18 protein-coding genes are annotated in these 19,215 nt (G+C 48.5%); 12 read left to right on the forward strand and 6 right to left on the reverse strand.

What is annotated here, in order from left to right:
• Positions 1-43 precede the first annotated feature (43 nt).
• The 4 genes from hisS to SU32_RS02015 all read left to right on the forward strand — a co-directional run bounded on the left by hisS (position 44) and on the right by SU32_RS02015 (position 4,767).
• Complete coding sequence (hisS, locus tag SU32_RS02000) at positions 44-1,579, forward strand: histidine--tRNA ligase (protein ID WP_053997655.1); 1,536 nt, start codon at positions 44-46, stop codon at positions 1,577-1,579.
• A complete protein-coding gene (locus tag SU32_RS02005) occupies positions 1,579-2,691 on the forward strand; it encodes an ATP phosphoribosyltransferase regulatory subunit (RefSeq protein WP_053997656.1) in 1,113 nt (370 codons plus the stop codon). Before hisS ends, SU32_RS02005 begins: the two co-directional genes overlap by 1 nt.
• Positions 2,688-3,374, forward strand: a complete 687-nt coding sequence (gene hisG / locus SU32_RS02010) for an ATP phosphoribosyltransferase (protein WP_053997657.1) — start codon at positions 2,688-2,690, stop codon at positions 3,372-3,374. Before SU32_RS02005 ends, hisG begins: the two co-directional genes overlap by 4 nt.
• Before the next feature lie 172 nt (positions 3,375-3,546).
• Positions 3,547-4,767: an aminopeptidase P family protein gene (locus SU32_RS02015; RefSeq protein WP_053997658.1), complete on the forward strand. Its 1,221-nt coding sequence runs from the start codon at positions 3,547-3,549 to the stop codon at positions 4,765-4,767.
• Between the two features lie 54 nt (positions 4,768-4,821).
• Here SU32_RS02015 and SU32_RS02020 read toward each other — a convergent pair whose 3' ends face one another.
• Positions 4,822-6,495, reverse strand: coding sequence for a SulP family inorganic anion transporter (locus SU32_RS02020; RefSeq protein WP_144421004.1), 1,674 nt, complete (start codon positions 6,493-6,495; stop codon positions 4,822-4,824).
• Positions 6,496-6,665: 170 nt separating this feature from the next.
• Between SU32_RS02020 and SU32_RS02025 the strand changes: the two genes are divergently transcribed.
• Entirely contained in the window at positions 6,666-6,863 is a 198-nt protein-coding gene (locus tag SU32_RS02025) for a hypothetical protein (protein WP_053997659.1), read from the forward strand.
• A 6-nt stretch (positions 6,864-6,869) separates the two neighbouring features.
• On the opposite strand, the gene SU32_RS02030 is transcribed toward SU32_RS02025, so the two are convergent.
• The gene (locus tag SU32_RS02030) at positions 6,870-7,319 is read right to left on the reverse strand and encodes a response regulator (protein ID WP_053997660.1); all 450 of its coding nucleotides are present in this window, start codon (positions 7,317-7,319) and stop codon (positions 6,870-6,872) included.
• Positions 7,316-9,286 carry a sensor histidine kinase gene (locus SU32_RS02035; RefSeq protein WP_053997661.1) on the reverse strand — a complete coding sequence of 657 codons (1,971 nt, stop codon included), beginning with the start codon at positions 9,284-9,286 and terminating at the stop codon, positions 7,316-7,318. The genes SU32_RS02030 and SU32_RS02035 overlap by 4 nt, the downstream gene beginning before the upstream one ends.
• 270 nt (positions 9,287-9,556) lie before the next feature.
• On the opposite strand from SU32_RS02035, the gene SU32_RS02040 reads away from it, so the two are divergent.
• Positions 9,557-9,901: a response regulator gene (locus SU32_RS02040; protein WP_053997662.1), complete on the forward strand. Its 345-nt coding sequence runs from the start codon at positions 9,557-9,559 to the stop codon at positions 9,899-9,901.
• Positions 9,902-10,021: 120 nt separating this feature from the next.
• On the opposite strand, the gene groL is transcribed toward SU32_RS02040, so the two are convergent.
• The 3 genes from groL to SU32_RS02055 all read right to left on the reverse strand — a co-directional run bounded on the left by groL (position 10,022) and on the right by SU32_RS02055 (position 14,192).
• Positions 10,022-11,680 (reverse strand): chaperonin GroEL, encoded by a 1,659-nt coding sequence (groL, locus tag SU32_RS02045; RefSeq protein ID WP_053997663.1) that lies wholly within the window; start codon positions 11,678-11,680, stop codon positions 10,022-10,024.
• Between the two features lie 67 nt (positions 11,681-11,747).
• Positions 11,748-12,044, reverse strand: coding sequence for a co-chaperone GroES (gene groES / locus SU32_RS02050; RefSeq protein ID WP_053997664.1), 297 nt, complete (start codon positions 12,042-12,044; stop codon positions 11,748-11,750).
• A gap of 201 nt (positions 12,045-12,245) precedes the next feature.
• On the reverse strand, positions 12,246-14,192 hold the full coding sequence (locus SU32_RS02055; RefSeq protein ID WP_053997665.1) for a TadE/TadG family type IV pilus assembly protein: 1,947 nt from the start codon (positions 14,190-14,192) through the stop codon (positions 12,246-12,248).
• A 154-nt stretch (positions 14,193-14,346) separates the two neighbouring features.
• Between SU32_RS02055 and SU32_RS02060 the strand changes: the two genes are divergently transcribed.
• The 6 genes from SU32_RS02060 to SU32_RS02085 all read left to right on the forward strand — a co-directional run bounded on the left by SU32_RS02060 (position 14,347) and on the right by SU32_RS02085 (position 18,998).
• Complete coding sequence (locus tag SU32_RS02060; RefSeq protein WP_053997666.1) at positions 14,347-14,841, forward strand: TadE/TadG family type IV pilus assembly protein; 495 nt, start codon at positions 14,347-14,349, stop codon at positions 14,839-14,841.
• A 1-nt stretch (position 14,842) separates the two neighbouring features.
• Entirely contained in the window at positions 14,843-15,592 is a 750-nt protein-coding gene (locus SU32_RS02065) for a TadE/TadG family type IV pilus assembly protein (RefSeq protein ID WP_053997667.1), read from the forward strand.
• 153 nt (positions 15,593-15,745) lie between these two features.
• Positions 15,746-16,600: a TIGR01459 family HAD-type hydrolase gene (locus tag SU32_RS02070; protein ID WP_053997668.1), complete on the forward strand. Its 855-nt coding sequence runs from the start codon at positions 15,746-15,748 to the stop codon at positions 16,598-16,600.
• Positions 16,601-16,606: 6 nt separating this feature from the next.
• The gene (locus SU32_RS02075) at positions 16,607-17,602 is read left to right on the forward strand and encodes a bifunctional riboflavin kinase/FAD synthetase (RefSeq protein WP_053997669.1); all 996 of its coding nucleotides are present in this window, start codon (positions 16,607-16,609) and stop codon (positions 17,600-17,602) included.
• Positions 17,602-18,309, forward strand: a complete 708-nt coding sequence (locus SU32_RS02080; RefSeq protein ID WP_053997670.1) for an SDR family NAD(P)-dependent oxidoreductase — start codon at positions 17,602-17,604, stop codon at positions 18,307-18,309. The genes SU32_RS02075 and SU32_RS02080 overlap by 1 nt, the downstream gene beginning before the upstream one ends.
• Positions 18,306-18,998 (forward strand): SDR family NAD(P)-dependent oxidoreductase, encoded by a 693-nt coding sequence (locus tag SU32_RS02085; protein ID WP_053997671.1) that lies wholly within the window; start codon positions 18,306-18,308, stop codon positions 18,996-18,998. Before SU32_RS02080 ends, SU32_RS02085 begins: the two co-directional genes overlap by 4 nt.
• Positions 18,999-19,215: the final 217 nt, after the last annotated feature.

Here is a 19,215-nt window from a genome sequence, read left to right on the forward strand (position 1 = left end):
TAAGAGAGCGGCAACACAAGTTCTCGTAAAATGAAGTGCTGAAATGGCTGACAAAAAGAAGAAAAAACCACAGAAACTCAAAGCGCGCAGCCCGCGCGGTTTTGTGGACCGCTCGGCGGCAGACATTCGCGCAACCGATGAGATGATCGGTAAAATCCGCGAGGTCTATGAGCGTTACGGTTTTGACCCTGTGGAAACACCGGCATTTGAATATACCGACTGTCTGGGCAAGTTCCTGCCGGATACGGACCGGCCCAATGCCGGCGTGTTTTCTGTGCAGGATGATGACGAACAATGGATGAGCCTGCGCTATGATTTGACAGCGCCGCTGGCGCGCCATGTTGCCGAAAATATCAACGAGATTACACTGCCCTACCGCACCTATCGCAATGGCTGGGTGTTCCGCAACGAGAAGCCGGGGCCGGGCCGTTTCCGCCAGTTCATGCAGTTCGATGCCGACACAGTCGGCGCGCCCGGCGTTCAGGCAGACGCTGAAATGTGCATGATGATGGCCGACACCATGGAAGCGCTTGGCATAAAACGCGGCGACTATGTCATCCGCGTCAACAACCGCAAAGTGCTGGACGCAATAATGGCCTCCGTCCAGGTTGCTGAAGATGATGGCGGCGAGCAGCGTTTGGCCGTTCTTCGAGCGTTAGATAAATTTGACAAATTTGGGCTCGAAGGCGTTGTTCAACTTTTGGGCACTAAGGGGAGAATGGACGAAAGTGGTGACCATACTAAGGGAGCAGGCTTAAACGATGCACAAATCATGCGTATTGTTAATGCGACAGGCTGGAATGAAGTTTCGTCAGGTTCCAACAGTGGAGTTTCGGACGGCTTAACACTTGCAAATCTTGAGAAAGCTTTATCGCTTGATGGAGCATCAATCGAGGGCGTAAAAGAACTCGAGGCGATCCGAGGTATAGTGAGAGCAGCGGGCTATGAACAAGACCGTATATGGTTTGACCCATCCGTTGTCCGTGGCCTCGAATATTACACCGGCCCCGTTTATGAAGCCGAACTCCTGTTCGATGTAACCAATGAAAAGGGCGAAAAGGTCCAGTTCGGTTCTGTCGGCGGCGGAGGGCGCTATGACGGTCTGGTCAAGCGTTTTACAGGTCAGGACGTACCTGCAACCGGATTTTCCATCGGTGTGTCGCGCCTGATGACAGCACTCAAAAACCTTGGCAAACTCGGTCAGGACGAAGTGCTTGCACCAGTACTCGTCACAGTGATGGACAAAGATACTGAAAGCCTCGGCGCGTATCAAAAAATGGTTCAAGACTTACGCGGCGCTGGCATCCGCGCAGAAATGTATCAGGGCAACCCGAAGGATTTCAGCAAGCAGATGCGCTATGCCGATAAACGCGGCTGCCCGATTGTTATCATTCAAGGCAATGAAGAGCGCGAGAACAGCAAGGTCCAACTCAAAGATATGATCGAAGGCAAGCGTCAGGCAGCAGCCATTGAATCCAACGAGGAATACCGCGCTGCCCGCCCGGGCCAGTTTGAAATCGATGCAGCAGACCTTGTTGACGAAGTGAAGAAACTTCTGGCGGTACAGGCGTCTGCTTAATGGCTGCTCTTCGTTCATTCTCCGCACGTGCTGATATTGAGGCGATACTTGCCGCCCGCGATGCCGAGCGCATTGATGTGCCGGTACTGCAACCGGCAGAGCCGTTTTTGGATACGGCGGGCGAAGAACTCCGCAGGCGCATATTTCTAACGCAAGGCCAGAACGGACGCGCCATGTGTTTGCGACCGGAATTTACGATCCCTGTCTGTTTGCAGCACATTGAAAGCAAAGAAGCTTCGGGCCGTTATGGCTATGTCGGTACGGCATTTCGCCAGCGCGATGTGGGCGCATCGGAATTTTTACAAGCCGGTATCGAAGATATTGGCAACGCCGACACCAATGCAGCTGACGCGCGTTCGCTCGCCGATGCACTGGCTTGCGTTAGTGATCTGGGTATTAAGCCAGAGCAATGTGACGTTTTGATCGGCGATCAGGCGGTGTTCGATCAGGTGCTGGCGGCGCTGGGCTTGCCGTCGGGTTGGCGTTTGCGCCTTGCCCATGCCTTTGGCCATGATGCAACGCTTGAAGCAACGCTCGAGCGCCTTGCCCAGCCGATCACAATGCCGCAACTGCCGGATCCAATATTGCAGGCGGTGAAAGAGGAAGACACAGCAAAGCTGGAAGAGCTGATCTCCACGGCAATGGATGAAGCAAGCCTTACAAATGCTGGCGGGCGGTCCGCGTCAGAAATTGCCAAGCGTTTGCAGGCCAAATTTGTGCAAAGTCAATTGGTGCCGGAAGAAGCAAAGCTGGATATTCTGCGCAAGTTTCTGTCAATTTCTGTGCCGCTTGATCAGTCTGTTGACGTGCTCCGCGCTTTTGAAAAAGACAATATGATTGATTTGGCGCCAGCGATTGCAGTTTTTGAAGAACGTAACAAGTCATGCATCGCAGCAGGGCTTGATCTTGGCTCTATCACCTACAACGCCTCGTTCGGCCGCAGGCTCGATTATTATACCGGCCTTGTTTACGAACTGCGTTCGCTTAGCGGTGACGTGCTGGTTGGCGGTGGCCGCTATGACCGGCTATTGCCGCTCTTGGGCGCGGCAAAAGCAACACCGGGCGTTGGATTTTCCATCTGGCTGGACAGGATTGTGGAGGCAAGCGCATGATTACTCTCGGCTTGCCATCCAAAGGCCGCCTCAAAGAAAACGCGATCGAATATTTAAGCGCCATTGGTCTAAACGTACTGCCGCCAGCAGATCCGCGCTCCTATCGTGCAAAAATTGAAGGGCGCGATGACATAGAGATCGCTTATCTGTCCGCCTCGGAAATTGCACGTGAAGTCGCAGCAGGAAATGTCGAAGCAGGTGTCACCGGTGAGGACCTCGTTCGCGAGAATATTCCCGATAGCTATAATGCCATGAAGCTATTGGCAAAGCTTGGCTTTGGCGGTGCGGATGTCATTGTGGCTGTGCCGGACAGCTGGTTTGATGTGCATAGCATGGCCGATCTTGGTGAAGTCGCTGCCGGTTTCAGAGCGCTGCATGGCCGACGTTTGCGCATCGCGACAAAATACTGGCAGCTCACGCAGCAGTTTTTTTCAAACCAGCATGGCATCCAGCTTTACCGTATCATTGAAAGCCTTGGCGCGACAGAAGGTGCACCGGCAGCCGGACAGGCCGATATTATCGTCGATATTACATCAACAGGATCAACGCTGCGGGCGAACGCATTGCGTGTGTTGGATGATGGCGTGATATTGGCTTCGGAAGCGTGTTTATTTGCCGGTAAAGCCAGCGCGGAAAATCCGATTATCATTGAGCTTGCTCAAAAGCTTTCAGAGCGCAGATAGCAATTCACGCATTTAGATTCTGTTTGACCGAGGATTGCTGATCGCTTAATTTACGGCGAGGCGATGGCGTCGCCTGACAATCACTAAAAATTATCCTGTACGCCCGGATGCTTTGTTTTAAACAGTGCACCGGTTGTCTCAATATCCGGTGCCAAACACTAAGGATTTGAGCATGAGCGATACAACGAAACGTCCTGAATTTTTCAGCCGGCAAGATGGCGGAAAAGCGGCGCTTCCCTTTACCAAGGCTGAGTATGAGCGCCGGTTAAAAGGCTTGCGCGCAATCATGGCGGAGCAGGATTTGCCCGCTGTACTTTTAACCTCGATGCACAATATCGCCTATTATTCCGGCTTTCTTTATTGTTCCTTCGGCCGCGCTTATGGCTGCGTTGTGACAGCTGATAGCTGCACCACCGTTTCGGCAAATATTGATGCCAGCCAGCCATGGCGCAGGTCCATTGAGGACAATGTAATCTATACCGACTGGAGGCGTGACAATTACTGGCGTGCGATTAAAGAACTGATCGGTAATGCTGGCAGGATTGGCATAGAGGGCGATCATATGACACTCGCAAGCCATGAAAAGCTACGTGAAATGCTGGGTGTATCACAGACGGTCGACATAGCAGGCGCGACGATGCGTCAACGTATGGTGAAGTCTGCTGAAGAAATCGCCCTGATCAAAGAAGGCGCGCATATTGCCGATGTCGGTGGCTTTGCCATTCATGAAGCAATCTCGGCAGGTGCCCGTGAAATCGATATTGCCATGGCTGGGCGCAACGCGATGGAACTGGAAATTGCAAAGCGTTTTCCAGATGCGGAATATCGCGACACATGGGTGTGGTTCCAGTCAGGCATCAACACCGATGGCGCGCATAATCCGGTAACATCGCGAAAATTGCAAAAAGGCGATATATTGTCTCTCAATACGTTTCCGATGATTTCAGGCTACTATACGGCGCTTGAGCGCACATTATGGGTGGGAGAGCCGGATGCCGCCTCGCGCAAAATCTGGGAGGCAAATATTGCTGCTCATGAGCTTGGCATTTCGCTGATTAAACCCGGTGCAACTTGCTCTGGAATATGCGCTGAAATTAACGCCCATTTAGAAGCTGAGAATTTGCTGCAATATCGTTCATTCGGCTATGGTCATTCGTTTGGTGTTCTTTCGCACTATTACGGGCGTGAAGCCGGACTGGAACTTCGCGAAGATATCGATACCGTTTTAGAGCCGGGAATGGTGGTCTCTATGGAGCCAATGCTTTGGATACCGGAAGGTGAGGAGGGTGCTGGCGGTTACCGCGAGCACGATATTCTGGTGATCGGCGAGGATGGAACTGTCGAAAACATCACCAAGTTCCCTTATGGACCTGTTCATAATATCATCCACTAAAGAAAAGCCCCCGCATCAGCGGGGGCGTTAAACTTCTCTAGGCGGTAGGCAGTTTTAGTGACCACCACTAAATGAGCCGGTGCGAACGCCATAATCCACGGCAACACCATATTCCGGATCATCGTCAGCATCGACAACCAATTGACCGGCACGTTTGAGCAAATGATGGCAATCGCGGGAAAGGTGACGCAATTGCAGCGTTTTGCCTTCGGCCTCATAGCGTGTTGCCAAATCTTCAAGCGCCTGAAGCGCAGACTGGTCAACGACACGCGAATTCATGAAGTCCACAACGACAACAGCAGGATCATTCTGCGGGTCAAAAATTTCAGAAAAACCGTCGGTCGAGCCAAAGAATAGCGGGCCCTCAATGCCATAAACCTTTGCGCCTTCTGGCGAGATATGTGACTTTGCCCAAATGCGTGTCGCGTTTTGCCATGAATAGGCAAGCGCGGAAACGATCACGCCGACAACCACCGCGATCGCAAGGTCTGTCATGACGGTGACAACAGTCACAAGTACAATGACGAATGCATCCATTGCTGGAATTTTGCCCATGATGCGCAGTGAGTTCCAGGCAAATGTGCCGATCACAACCATGAACATAACGCCCACAAGTGCCGCCAGTGGAATTTGCTCAATAAGCGATGATCCAACAAGGATAAAAGCTAAGAGAAACAAGGCAGCAGACGCGCCTGAAAGCCGTGTGCGCCCGCCGGACTTAACATTGATCATGGATTGACCGATCATCGCACAGCCGCCCATACCGCCGAAAAAACCGGTTACTGTGTTTGCAACACCCTGTGCGACACATTCTTTTGACGCACCGCCCCGCTGGCCGGTAATTTCGCCAACAAGGTTCAGTGTTAGAAGACTTTCAATCAGGCCAATCGCTGCAAGAATAACTGCGTAAGGCAGAATGATATAAAGTGTCTCAAGGGTAAGCGGCGCCAGTAAAGTGCCATAAAGTCCGGTCTCGCCAGTTCCCCCAAGATCAAAGGGAATATGAAACGGTGGCAGGCTGCCTTCGATGGATGCCAGATCTCCGACCCGCGGCACATCGATGCCAAACAAAATTACGATTGTTGCAACGATACCGATACCTGCAAGCGGTGCCGGAAACGCGTTGGTAATGCGCGGCATGATCCAGATGATAGCCATTGTGAGGCCAATAAGAGCAAGCATCAGGAAGAGAGGAAGGCCAGACAACCATTGACCGCTGAAAATACCTTCACTGGCCTCTGCTGTTCCCGGAACCTTGAATTGCGAAAGTTGAGCAAGAAAGATGACAATCGCCAATCCGTTTACAAAGCCAAGCATCACAGGGTGGGGCACAAGCCGGATAAATTTACCGAGGTGAAAGACGCCTGCCAGAATTTGCAATATGCCCATCAAAATGACAGTTGCAAAAAGGTACTCAACACCGTGCTGTGCAACCAAAGCCACCATAACAACGGCAAGTGCTCCGGTCGCACCGGATATCATGCCCGGCCTGCCACCCATGAGAGCGGTGATAAGGCCGACGATGAAGGCGGCGTAGAGGCCGACAAGAGGATGGACGCCGGCAACAAACGCAAAGGCAACCGCCTCCGGTACCAGTGCCAGTGCAACCGTCAGGCCGGAAAGTAGTTCTGTTTTAATGACAGATGGTGTGAATTCAACAAGTCTGGTCCGCGCCGCTTCATTGGATTTAAAGCGCGATGCGAAGGCAGCCAAAGTGGGCTTTAGCATGAGTTTTCCGTATATAGATGGATGTTTTTTGCTCTCTCATATAGCAATTAAGTTTCAATGCAATGACATGACCTGCCATCAACATCGATACCACCTTACCAATTTGTAATTTCAATGCCGTTGTAAGCAACGCTCTTCCTTCCCATTTCTAAATCAGGAAAGGGATTATTATGGATACACTTAAATCATTCTTGAGATTTGGATTTGCAATTGCGCTGGCTGTTATTGCTGTACCAATATTGGTGTGGATCGGCTTGGCCGCAATCGGTGCGGCGGTTCTGGCTGCTCTCACAGGCTCAATTTTCGGCGCTTGGGCAATTCACAAAGCGCAAAAAGAGCGCTCTGGGGTCATTATTGATCACGAGTAACTTTGCTTATCGCTTTTCCGGAAGCGATACGATCTCTATCCAATATTTATTCAGGATTTGTACGACATGCACAAGCCGGTCAAATGTGACTGGCTTGGTAATGAATGAATTAATACCCAGATTATAAGTTTGGAGTATATCTTCTTCAGATTTCGATGTTGTCAGGACAATAATCGGAATTGCCGTTAGATTGGGGTCTTTGCGAATTTCCTCTAGTGCTGCGCGACCATTCATTCGCGGCATGTTTAGATCAAGCAATATCAGGCTCGGTAAAAGTTCGCCTTCCATGCCTTCATATTTGCCTTGCCGTTTCAGGTAGTCGAGCAAATCCAGCCCGTCGACAACAAAATCAATCGGATTGTCCAAGCGAGCTTCTTCGAAAGCATCCGCGATGAGCATACGATCGTCCGCATCATCATCGGCTATTAGAATTTTGACTTTACTGCTTTCGCTCATCTTTTACTTTCACTTGCGTGTTTCACAGGAATACGCACCTCAAATGTAGAACCAATACCTTCTTGGCCATCCGCTTCAATCGTCCCGAAATGCTGTTCGACAATTTTGTTGCAAGTCGAAAGTCCTATGCCGGTGCCGTCATATTCCATACGTCCGTGCAAACGCTTGAAAATTGTAAAAATTTGATCTTTGAAGCGATTGTCAAACCCGATGCCGTTGTCCGTAATTTTAATGTGATGAATATCTTTAGATGTTCCTAATTTATCTTCGATTGTAACAGTTTCACCCGTTATTTGTATGATTGGCTGTACATTGCTTTTTCTAAATTTCAGGGCATTACTGATCAGGTTTTGAAATAATTGCCGTAACTGGCTTGCATCGCCATCAATCGTTGCCAGCCCGTTGATATCAATCGTGGCGCGGGTATCTTCCAATTGTATATGTAAATCATTTAAAACCCCCTCAATGACCGTGTTCAAATCGATGGGAATAAGCAGTCGTTTTTTCTCGGTCACGCGCGAGTAGGTGAGCAGATCATTAATGAGCTGGCGCATCCGCGATGCTGCATGTTGCATACGATCCAGATAAAGAGCGCCATCCTTCTGCAACGTGCTGCCGTATTTTTGGGCCAGGCGGTCGCCGAATGTTTCAATTTTTCGCAAAGGCTCCTGCAAATCATGCGAAGCAACATAAGCAAAGTCCTGTAGTTCCGCATTCGAGCGTTCGAGACTTTTTGTGTATTTTGCCAATTGTGATGTATCGTGCTCACGCTGTGTTACATCCGACATGGTCACAATAGTATAATCGTTGGAGACTGGCCGATTGTGCACTTCGATGATACGGCCATCTGCAAGGAAATGATGGTTGATGCTTTCCTTGCCGGTAAAGCCTTTATCCTTGTACATTTTGAGAGTTTCGATAGCTTTTTCTTTTGAGTAATGGCCGCGCTTGATTGAACTGCGCAGAATGTCGAGGCGCGGCATGCCCTTTTTTATCAATGCCGGATCAACACCGGTCATTTTCAGATATTGGTCGTTCCAGACAAGTATTTCCTGTTTTTCATCAAACATGGCCAGACCTTGAGACATATTGGCAAGCGCGTAGTGAAGCTGCACTTCCTGCGTTGCTGCCTGTTGGCTAAGGTCTTTTGTAAGTAATTCATGATGTTTAAGCTGACTGATGTCTGAAACATTGAAAATGGTGCAGCCATTTTCGAGACGATGCGCACTGAAACGAACCCATTTGCCATCTTTGTTCTGGTGCGCTGTGGCCCCTGTCGGCGCTAGTCGTTCTCTTTCAGCATAGGCGTGAAACTGTTCACGGGTCATACCATTCAAATTAACTTGTCCGCTATCAAAAACAGCAGCAATTATGTCGGTGTGACGTGCGCCAATACGAATGGCATGGGCAATATCAGGGTTCAAACTCACATAGTTATTATTGTAGGCTAAGAGTTGCCCTTCTGCACTGAAAAGACCAAAGCCATCAGCGGTACGATTTAGAGCCGACGTTAGCTCTTCTATTGTCAAACTCGGAGCATGTTTGAGATTTTGATCCTGATTGAAATTATTTGATGTCGTGTCTGTAAAGAGATGCTCAATGGTCTCCACGACCATTCTATTTGGTTTTAAATGCCTTGAAATACGTAATTTGCGTTCATGCTTATCAAGGAGTTCAATCCTGAAAGCTTCACCTCTCTCGAAAGTATCCGTGACCATTTTGTAGATTGTTTGCGCATCAAACTTGCCGAACTTTTTGGACTTTACCGTATAGCCGATTACCTCGAGCATCGTCATTCCGATATAGACATCATCTTTACTGATGCTGTGAAATGAATAGAAATTTTCATTTGCAGTCAGTAACTGACCGTTTGACCCATATATGGCAAAACCAACATTAAGGCCGTCGATGAGGTTATGATATTCCTGCGCCTGATCGAACTGCGCCGTTGCTGCGGTGTCTTGCATTTGGCTGCCTTGAAAGTTTCATTTATGGAAAAGCTTTCACGAAATGCTTAAAATTTAATGGCTTCGGTAAACTGCGCTCTTTCAGCTTATATTACCAATTGGCCAAATGGGGCTGTTCAGAGATCAAATGGAAGTACGGCGCGCATAACTTCACATTTACCTCCGGTTAAGCATAATGGGCAGATAGTGTTACATAACGGAACGAATTTCATTCTATGCGGTTAATATTCGAAAGCGAAACCACAAACGAGAAAGGGTGGTAAAATAATTATGTCCAATAAATCACACTTTTTGATTGTGGAAGACGATGTATTTTTGGCGATGGATTTGGAAGAATCGCTGATCGAAGAAGGTTACGAGGTAATCGGTGTTGCGCGATCCGTGGAAGAAGCAGAAAAGATTCTGGAAAACCGCACACCGGACTATGCGTTGCTTGATTACAATCTTGGCGATAGGACAAGTGCTCCAATTGCCCGCAAGCTCGCGGATTTAGGCGTCAAATTTGCCTATGTGACAGGACAAATTTCACGTTTCTTGGAAGATGACAAAGTGCCGGCCGCGCCAATATTTTCCAAGCCGATAGATCTGCCTCACGTGCTTAAAAATTTCGCGTAATTAAGTTCCTAACACCAACTAGTATATTGTTTTCCGCTCATACAAAAAGCCCGCTGAAATTACTCGGCGGGCTTTCGTGTTTCCAGAGTGGAAGCGTTATGTGTAAGTTGCCAGCGGCATTTACATCATACCGCCCATACCACCCATGCCGCCCATGCCGCCCATATCAGGCATGCCGCCGCCGGCTGAAGCGCCTTCCTTTGATGGCGCATCTGCAACCATCGCTTCAGTTGTGATCAAGAGGCCAGCAACAGATGCTGCGTCTTGAAGGGCTGTACGGACAACTTTAACCGGGTCAACGATGCCCATTTTGATCATGTCGCCATATTCGGCTGTCTGAGCGTTAAAGCCGTAGCTTGTTTCGTTTTTCTCAAGAATTTTGCCAACGATAATCGAAGCTTCTTCACCGGCATTGGTTGCGATTTGGCGGGCAGGAGCCTGCAAAGCGCGACGAACAATGTTGATACCAGCTTCCTGGTCTGCATTCGCACCTTTTGACTTGATGCTAATTGATGACAGCAGAAGTGCTGTACCACCACCAGGAACAATACCTTCTTCAACCGCAGCACGTGTCGCGTTCAATGCGTCGTCAACACGGTCTTTTTTCTCTTTAACTTCAACTTCTGTTGAACCGCCAACGCGGATAACAGCAACACCGCCAGCCAACTTGGCAAGACGCTCTTGGAGTTTTTCACGGTCGTAGTCAGAAGAAGTCTCTTCGATCTGGCCTTTGATCTGAGCGACACGGCCTTCGATGTCTTCTTTTTTGCCGGCGCCGTCGACGATGATTGTGTTCTCTTTAGAGATGTTCACTTTCTTCGCAGTGCCGAGCATGTCGAGTGTTACTGTTTCAAGCTTGATGCCAAGTTCTTCAGAAATCACCTGGCCGCCAGTCAGGATAGCGATGTCTTCAAGCATTGCTTTACGGCGATCGCCGAAGCCTGGTGCTTTAACCGCTGCAATTTTAAGACCGCCGCGTAGCTTGTTAACGACAAGCGTTGCAAGAGCTTCGCCTTCAACGTCTTCAGCAACGATAAGAAGCGGGCGTGAAGATTGAACAACAGCTTCAAGGATTGGAAGCATTGCCTGAAGGTTAGTAAGCTTTTTCTCGTGGATCAGGATGTATGGATCGTCAAGATCGGCAACCATTTTCTCCGGGTTAGTCACGAAGTAAGGTGACAGGTAACCACGGTCGAACTGCATGCCTTCAACAACTTCAAGCTCTGTTTCAGCAGTTTTAGCTTCTTCAACAGTGATAACACCTTCGTTGCCGACTTTCTGCATAGCTTCGGCAATCATGTCGCCAATTTCTTTTTCGCCATTGGCAGAAATTGTACCAACCTGAGCAACTTCGTCAGAAGTTTTAATCTTTGTTGCTTTTGCAATAAGGTCTGCAACAACTTCGCTGACAGCCATGTCGATACCGCGCTTCAGGTCCATCGGGTTCATGCCAGCAGCAACAGCTTTGTGGCCTTCCTGAACGATAGATTGGCCAAGAACAGTCGCTGTTGTTGTACCATCACCAGCAATGTCGTTGGTTTTTGAAGCAACTTCACGGAGCATCTGCGCGCCCATGTTTTCGAACTTGTCTTCAAGTTCGATTTCTTTTGCAACAGAAACACCGTCTTTAGTAATGCGTGGTGCGCCGAAAGACTTATCGAGCACGACGTTACGGCCTTTAGGGCCAAGCGTAACTTTAACAGCATCAGCAAGAATGTTTACGCCAGCCAGCATACGTTCACGCGCTGTGCGGCCGAATTTTACTTCTTTAGCAGCCATTTCAAATTCTCCTCGGGACGAGCCCGTCAATAAAAAGTTTTAAAGTGAAAAGCGAAAGCGCTTGGGGTTAGCCAATAACGCCCATGATGTCGCTTTCTTTCATAATAAGAAGGTCTTCACCGCCGACTTTAACTTCTGTGCCGGACCATTTGCCGAACAGAACGCGGTCGCCAACTTTAACATCCAGTTCAATAACTTTGCCGCTTTCATCGCGTGCGCCGTTGCCAACTGCAACAATCTCGCCTTCAGATGGTTTTTCTTTAGCAGTATCAGGAATGATGATGCCACCTGCTGTCTTCTCTTCTGAGTCGACGCGACGAACGACTACCCGGTCGTGCAGCGGACGAAAATTCACCTCAGCCATGATTTTACCCTTAAAATTAGTTGATCAATTAACACAATTTTGCGTTAGCACTCGCCTTTAGTGAGTGCTAGCCGGAGATAGTGATTAGTGAATTCAGAGTCAATATGCCGCTATATGAAATGCGTCAAAATTAGCGGGCGATAAGAAAAAAATGCGGCTGAATTTCCTCAACCGCACCCTTATTATACACTGGTATTGTGCTCAATCGCTGTAATTGGTCAGGCGCAAGCGCCCGATATCGCCGCCGATTTTTTCAAACGCTTTTTCTAAATCAATATCGGTTTTTGCCCAAATCGCATTTTGAGGCGATGAGGCGCAATGACTCATCAGTTTGCCCGCACGTGTGCTGTATTTAGTGGCGCCAAAATAAATGAAGTAAATTCTAACACCCATAGATTTTATATTGGTGCACATTCCCTTCGCAACATCATCCAGCATGCCGTTTGCTGCATCTGAGCTCGGGGGGCCGTAAAGTCCCCAGCCTTTATCATAAGGATCGTCGATGGCGTAACCATGCGGTGAGTGACCATATGCGTATTCATTTGGAAAATTGATTGTGTTGTCGCCGTCGGTCATAAGAACGAGAATTTTCTGTGTATCCTTGAAATCTCCGGCACCTCTCATTGGCTCCCAAGGCGTCAGAGTGTTCATTGCCCATGAAAGTCCTATTGACAGATCAGTAGCACCATTTGGTGTCATGTCCTTAATTGCTTTGGCAAGTTCACCATCGCTCTTGTTGTTGTTGATGCCGTCGACGTCATCGCTCAAACCTAGCATCGGAGGAACGATACAATCCATATCTGGCCCTACACGTTCCCGACCATAGCTACCCCACAGCGTCGTATTACGTGTATAGGTTTTACTCCCAACATACTTTGGTGTGTTGAAAGTACGAGCCCGATAAATGTCGTCGTTCGTGAATTTGTAATGCTTCTGTCGTGTAGACAGATGATCGCCATCGCTTGAGTCAGAGCTTTCAAGCGTCGTATAGCCAAAGCCGTATCTGTGGGGTTCAAAGTCACTTTCTGCGTTCACATCATCGATGTAATTAATACGCCAGTATCTATATCCGTCCCAGCCGTCAAAATCATATTCATCGGGCGCAAAGTGCGGCAAATACAGCGAGTTGCCGATTTGCGGGTTTGGCGCATCAAAGGTTTCTCTAAATTCACCTGCGCGGTGATCAAAGCAGCCCTTCCAAGATGCGTTGTGAAACCGGTTAAACACGTCTTTGCGTGTGACGATTCCGATACCTGGCTGGTTTTTTAGTGTTACAAGGTCAACACCCTGACCATTTGGCGTTAGCGGCAAAACGTCTTTTAATTTGTTCGGGTCATAATATACCCACTCATCGCTTTTTGCTTCCGGCCAGTCAGACTGTCGGCGTGGCATTTCGTAGTACATGTCGCCTTTGCTGCTTCCGGACGCTTTGTAAGGCGCCAGATAGCGGAAATGATCGACAGATTTGCCTTCCCAATCAATCCACCATGCATCTTGCGAATTGCCGGATCCTAGATATTTATTAGGAACCCGCACGTGATGGTTCCAGGGAACCAGCGAGAATTTGATTTCCGCACTTTGCAAATCGGCGATGGAGTCAGTGGCGGTTTTAATTAATGTCCGGGCACCCGACTTGGCAGAATCCATACGGGATTTAAACGGTAGGCCGATACCTGCGGCATTAATATTCATAGAGCCGGAATTATCGATAGCAATAGCCACCTCAATGCTTTGTCGGCCGAAGCGGGATTCAGTTTGCACTTTGGCTGCTAGGTTCTCGTGGCCGAACAAATGCATGAAATAAGTTTTGACTTGCGTTTTCGCGACAATTTGCACTTTACCTGAAGTAACATCGACAGCAAATTTATCGTAAGTCACTGGTTCGTCTACAAGTTCTTCAAGGATCTTCTTGCCTTCTTCCTCAAAATCTCCCGGACTTCCATTCGGATTTAGTGCCACGCGCTTGGCAAGGTGCAAGGCAACAGTTTCTGTTGCGGTTTCAAGATCTGTCTTTATGCGGTCGTGGTTGGTATAATCGACAGCAAGCGCCATCATGCCAAACATAGGTACAATCGCCAAAGCAGCGAGCACATAAGCCGAGCCGCTTTTGTCATCGCGGAACCTGCGCAGAATGTTGGTTTTAGCCATACTTGTATCCACCAAAATGAATTGTGATGGGCACAACTTAATCTAAAGCCGTTAATAGGCCGTTTTTACGATTGGTAAATTGTGGATTACTGCACTTACTAATTAGAAATCTTTTTGAAGTAGCTTTTCAAAAAAGGTGGATGACAAGTTAGTAATGATGAAAATATTACGGAAATTTGCAGGAAAGAAAGACGGCGTAGCAGCAATTGAGTTTGCTATTTTAGCGCCTGCTTTTTTCGCGCTTATGGCTGCGATTTTCGAAATTTCATTCTTTATTTACGTCAATTCTTCAGCCCAGCGGGCATTGGAAGATGTGATTTACGATATGCGTACCGGCCACATCTATGAGAGGTTTGCAGCTGCCGGAAATCCTCCACCCGAGCAATATATCAAAAAAGAAATTTGCAAAAAAGCCAGCATCCCCAACTGCTTGGATACAATCAAGCTGGAGATGGAAAAGTATGACGAAGACTACAAAAGCTATGCCAACTCAGAGGATTCCGGAGAATTCGATGGTGGGGCTTCAGGTATTTTAATGCGCCTTGAAGCTCAAATCCAAGTTCCAAGTGTTGCTTTTGGAGAAGCGATTTTTGGTGAAGACAATATGAAAGTGACCGCTGGCCTGACTTTCATGACGGAGCCTTATTAAAATGCAAAAGTATAGGGGAATTTTCCAGAATATTCGTAACGCACTTAAACGCAAAATTATCCGTTTCGGGCGGCACGACAAGGGTTCTATCGCTGTTGAAATGGCATTTATTTTGCCGATTTTCGCCTCAATGGCATTTTTAACATATGATGCTGGCACAGTTTATACGCAGTACAAACGCGGCACGCGTAATTATTACGCGATGGGCGATATACTTGCTTCTCAAACCAAGAATGTCACCTGTTCGCAGCTCGATAAGATAGCCGAGCTTGTGTACACCTCCTATGAGACGGGCAACTGGGCCCGTCGTTTACGTTCAGGTGGTAACGACTTTACACGCAACGGTGCTTTGGACTTCAGATTTGCAATTCGGGTCTTGAGAATTATTGAGGATCCGTTGGATGGCAATAAGATAAAAGGCCGTATCGAATGGTCATACTGGCGCCACGGCCGCGATATGGACCGGAATAACGAGCCTAAGCCGGGCGAATATGTCGAAGTTCCGGATGGTCTTAAAATACCGGGGCTTGAAGTCGTGTTTGTCGATGGCTCATTATACATCGCGCCGGCACTCAACTATCTCGGTGTGTTTGATTTCAACCCTAGCGCAAACAGGACGCATAAGATCATAAAGGTTGACCGTTATTTTCCGCTGCGGTTCATTTCAAATCTTGATCTTGAATTCACACTAACCGATCCATTGACCGAAAAATGTTGGGTGCGGGGCATACCGTATCTTAAGCTGCCGTAACGGCACCGCCTTCATCTGTCGTTGTACAGATAAATATTATCTGTACGACATGTCATAATATCTTTATGGCCAAGAAGGATGACAATCTCAAAGTCTTCGTCTATTGCGAAGAATGCTACGCATGAAATGCTTATGAGATTTTGAGGTCTTCAATTGCCAACACTACGAATTAAACGGCTTGATGAGCTTCTGCCGAACTATGATGTCATCTTATGCGATGTATGGGGCGTGCTTCATAATGGTGTCGATGCATGGACCCAAGCTTATAAAGCGTTGATGCGCGCGCGCGATTCCGGTGTCAAAGTTGTTCTTATAACCAACGCCCCGCGACCCTCACCAAAAGTCATTGAGCAATTGGGTCTGCTTGGCGTCCCGTCAGAGGCATATGATGCGGTTGTCACATCCGGTGATGTGACGCGCACGCTCATCGCCGACAGCTCAAGCAAGGTTTTTCACCTGGGTCCGCAAAGAGATATGGCGATTTATGAAGGTCTTGAGGTTGATCTGGTTGATCAACAAGATGCTGACGTTGTTGTTTGCACCGGTCTTTTTGATGATGATAGCGAAACGCCGGATGATTATACTGATCGCCTGCAGCAGATGAAGGATCGTGATCTGCCTTTTATTTGCGCCAACCCCGATATCGTTGTGGAGAAAGGCGAGCGTCTTATCTTTTGCGCGGGCGCATTGGCGCGCGCTTATGCTGAACTTGGCGGTGAAACCTATATCGCCGGTAAGCCTTATAAGCCGATTTATGAGGAAGCTATTCGCATCGCTGAAAAGCTTTTGAACGCACAGGTGGATCGCAGCCGTGTTCTTGCCATTGGAGACGGCATGCCAACTGATGTCAAAGGTGCGATGGATAACAATCTGGACCTGCTATTTATCTCCGATGGTATTCACAGCCGCGAATATGGTCGGCCGGGCGCACCGGATGAAAATAAACTTAATGCGTACCTTGATGAGCACAACGCAGTTCCGGTTGCTACAATGACAAAGTTGGCATGATTTGAGATGGCGGGCTTTGTACGCATTCAAGACCTGACGGATCTTCCAAAAGGTTTTCACGGTGGTGTTATTGCGATCGGTAATTTCGACGGGTTGCACCGCGGTCATCAGGCTGTCTTGAAAACAGCGCTTGATTTAGCTGCTCAAATGAATGTGCCGGCGCTGGTGTTGACATTTGAACCGCATCCGCGCTCGTTTTTTCAATCGAAGATCAAACTGCCACGCATCACGCCGCCGCGTATGAAAGCCCGGATTGTAGAGTCGATCGGATTTGCTGCCATCATAGAACTGCCGTTTACAAAAGAGTTTTCGGAACAGAGCGCAGACACCTTTATCAATGATATTTTGGTTGCTCGTTTGGGTGCAAAAGCAGTGGTAACGGGGTTCGACTTTCATTTTGGCAAAGACCGTCAGGGCGGGCCTGCCTATTTGATGCAGGCCGGTGAGCAAAACGGCTTTCAGGTGAAGCTTGTTGATGCTCAACGCGATCACACTTCAGAGGTAATTTCGTCCAGCAGAATTCGCCAAGAGCTTGCCGAGGGCGATGTCGATGCAGCCAATGCGCTTCTGGGTTATCGCTATCGGGTTACATCGCCGATTATCGCCGGTGAGCAGTTAGGCCGCACGCTCGGCTATCCTACGGCCAATATGTCACTTCCGGCCGAAACGCCCCTTGCACACGGTATTTATGCTGTGCGTTTTCATCGTGAGGACGGCACGATACTCGATGGCGTAGCAAGCTTTGGCCGCAGGCCAACCGTAACGGATAAAGGGGCGCCGCTTCTTGAAACTTACGTGCTGGATTTCAAAGGTGATCTTTATGATGAAGTCTGTACCGTAAGCATTGTTAAATTCCTGCGCGGCGAAGAAAAATTTCATGGTCTTGATCCGTTGATCGAGCAGATGAAAATTGATGAAAAAAATGCCCGCAATGTCTTGGCAGATATTGAGCCGATTTCTCCTTTGGACGCGCAACTGACTTTCGGCAAAGATGGTGCCTGATGCGCCGCAAGATACTCATCACAGGCGGTTCTTCGGGGATAGGTCTCGCACTCGCCAACAGATTGAGTATTCATCACGATGTTATGGTGACCGGCAGTCGCCCGCAGACGGATATTACAGAGCCGTTTTCTTCTGACCTCATTTATGTGCAGGCATCACAAAGCGAACCTGAAACCGCAGTAAAAACCATTGCAGAAGCATTGCTCAAAGCCGGTTGGGTAAAGCTCGATAACGTTGTTTTAAATGCAGGCACAGGTTTCGCCGTCAAAGATGCAATTGACGATATTGGTCGGCTTCGGGAGACGATGGATATCAATTTGACGGCTACGATATTGCTGTCACGGACACTTTATCCATGGCTGGCCAAGGCTGGCGGTACGCTATCAATCGTGGGCTCTGTCGCGCATAAGGGCCAGGCTCTGTTCCCCGCCTATGCGGCTTCCAAAGGTGCGCTCAATGCTTTTGCACGTGCGTTGAGATCGGAATGGCAAAGCAGGGTTGCAGTGCAAATCTTGCATCTTGGACCTACAAGAACAGATATGCACGCAAAGGCCGGACACGATCCGGGACGGTTACGTTCGATTTTCATGCGCCCGTCATCAATGGCCGCAATGATGGAATTTGCAATGGCCTCTAAGCGTTCGCCTCTAACGTTGTCTTTTCGCCGCTATGCCAGTGCCGGTAGCAGGTTGGGGCGAAATCTATGAGAGCGCTTGTAACAGGTGGAAGCGCCGGGCTTGGTCAAGCGCTATGTGATGCGCTTTTGGCTGACGGTTTTCAGGTTGTAAATCTTGATTGTGATCCTCCAAAAGTAATCAGTGAAGCTGGATATTTATACTGTGATTTATCGAGCCGTGAGGATGTGGACAAAGCGCTGGATGCTTTAACAGCGCAAGCAGGTTTTGATTTGGTCATATTTAATGCCGGTATTTCGGCAACGGGTAAATTCGAAGACATTTCGACAGCTAGTCATGCACGCATTATCGCTGTTAATGCGGAGGCCCCGATGGTCTTATGTGCAGCATTGATGAAGTTTGGAAAAATCAATCACGGCGGCAATATCGGCTTTGTTTCGTCGCTTTCCCATTTTACCGGCTATCCGGGCGCGGCAAGCTATGCGGCTTCGAAAGATGCATTGGCTGTTTATGCAAGAGCAGTCCGCAAAACGTGGCAAAGAAAATTTAACATTAAAGTCACGGCAATCTTTCCCGGTCCGCTTAAGACCGATCATGCAGCGCGCCATTCGCCTGAAGGTGCAGATGCGGAAAAACGCATGACACCGGATGAGGCTGCATTACTGATTTTGCGTGATATTAAAAAGGGCAGGGCGCATTCAATTCTTGGCGGTGCAGCAAAAAAATTGCTTTTCTGGGGCAAATTGCGCCTAAACCGATGACGCTTGCTATGAAAAAGATTATCTATACCAAGCTGGATAAAACAGTCGCTGATTAAAGCTTTTATTTTTAATCAAGCGTTGCTATGGGAAAACCATGTTTATGGAAGCCATCATAATACGAATTATAGGCCCGGCTTACCGCTCGTAGCAGCGATGTAAGGCCGGGATATTGCGCATTCACAATATGCGCCCTTTTTCATTACAACTGCAATGCCGC

Source organism: Ahrensia marina (assembly GCF_001293565.1).
Taxonomy (GTDB): Bacteria; Pseudomonadota; Alphaproteobacteria; order Rhizobiales; family Rhizobiaceae; genus Ahrensia; species Ahrensia marina.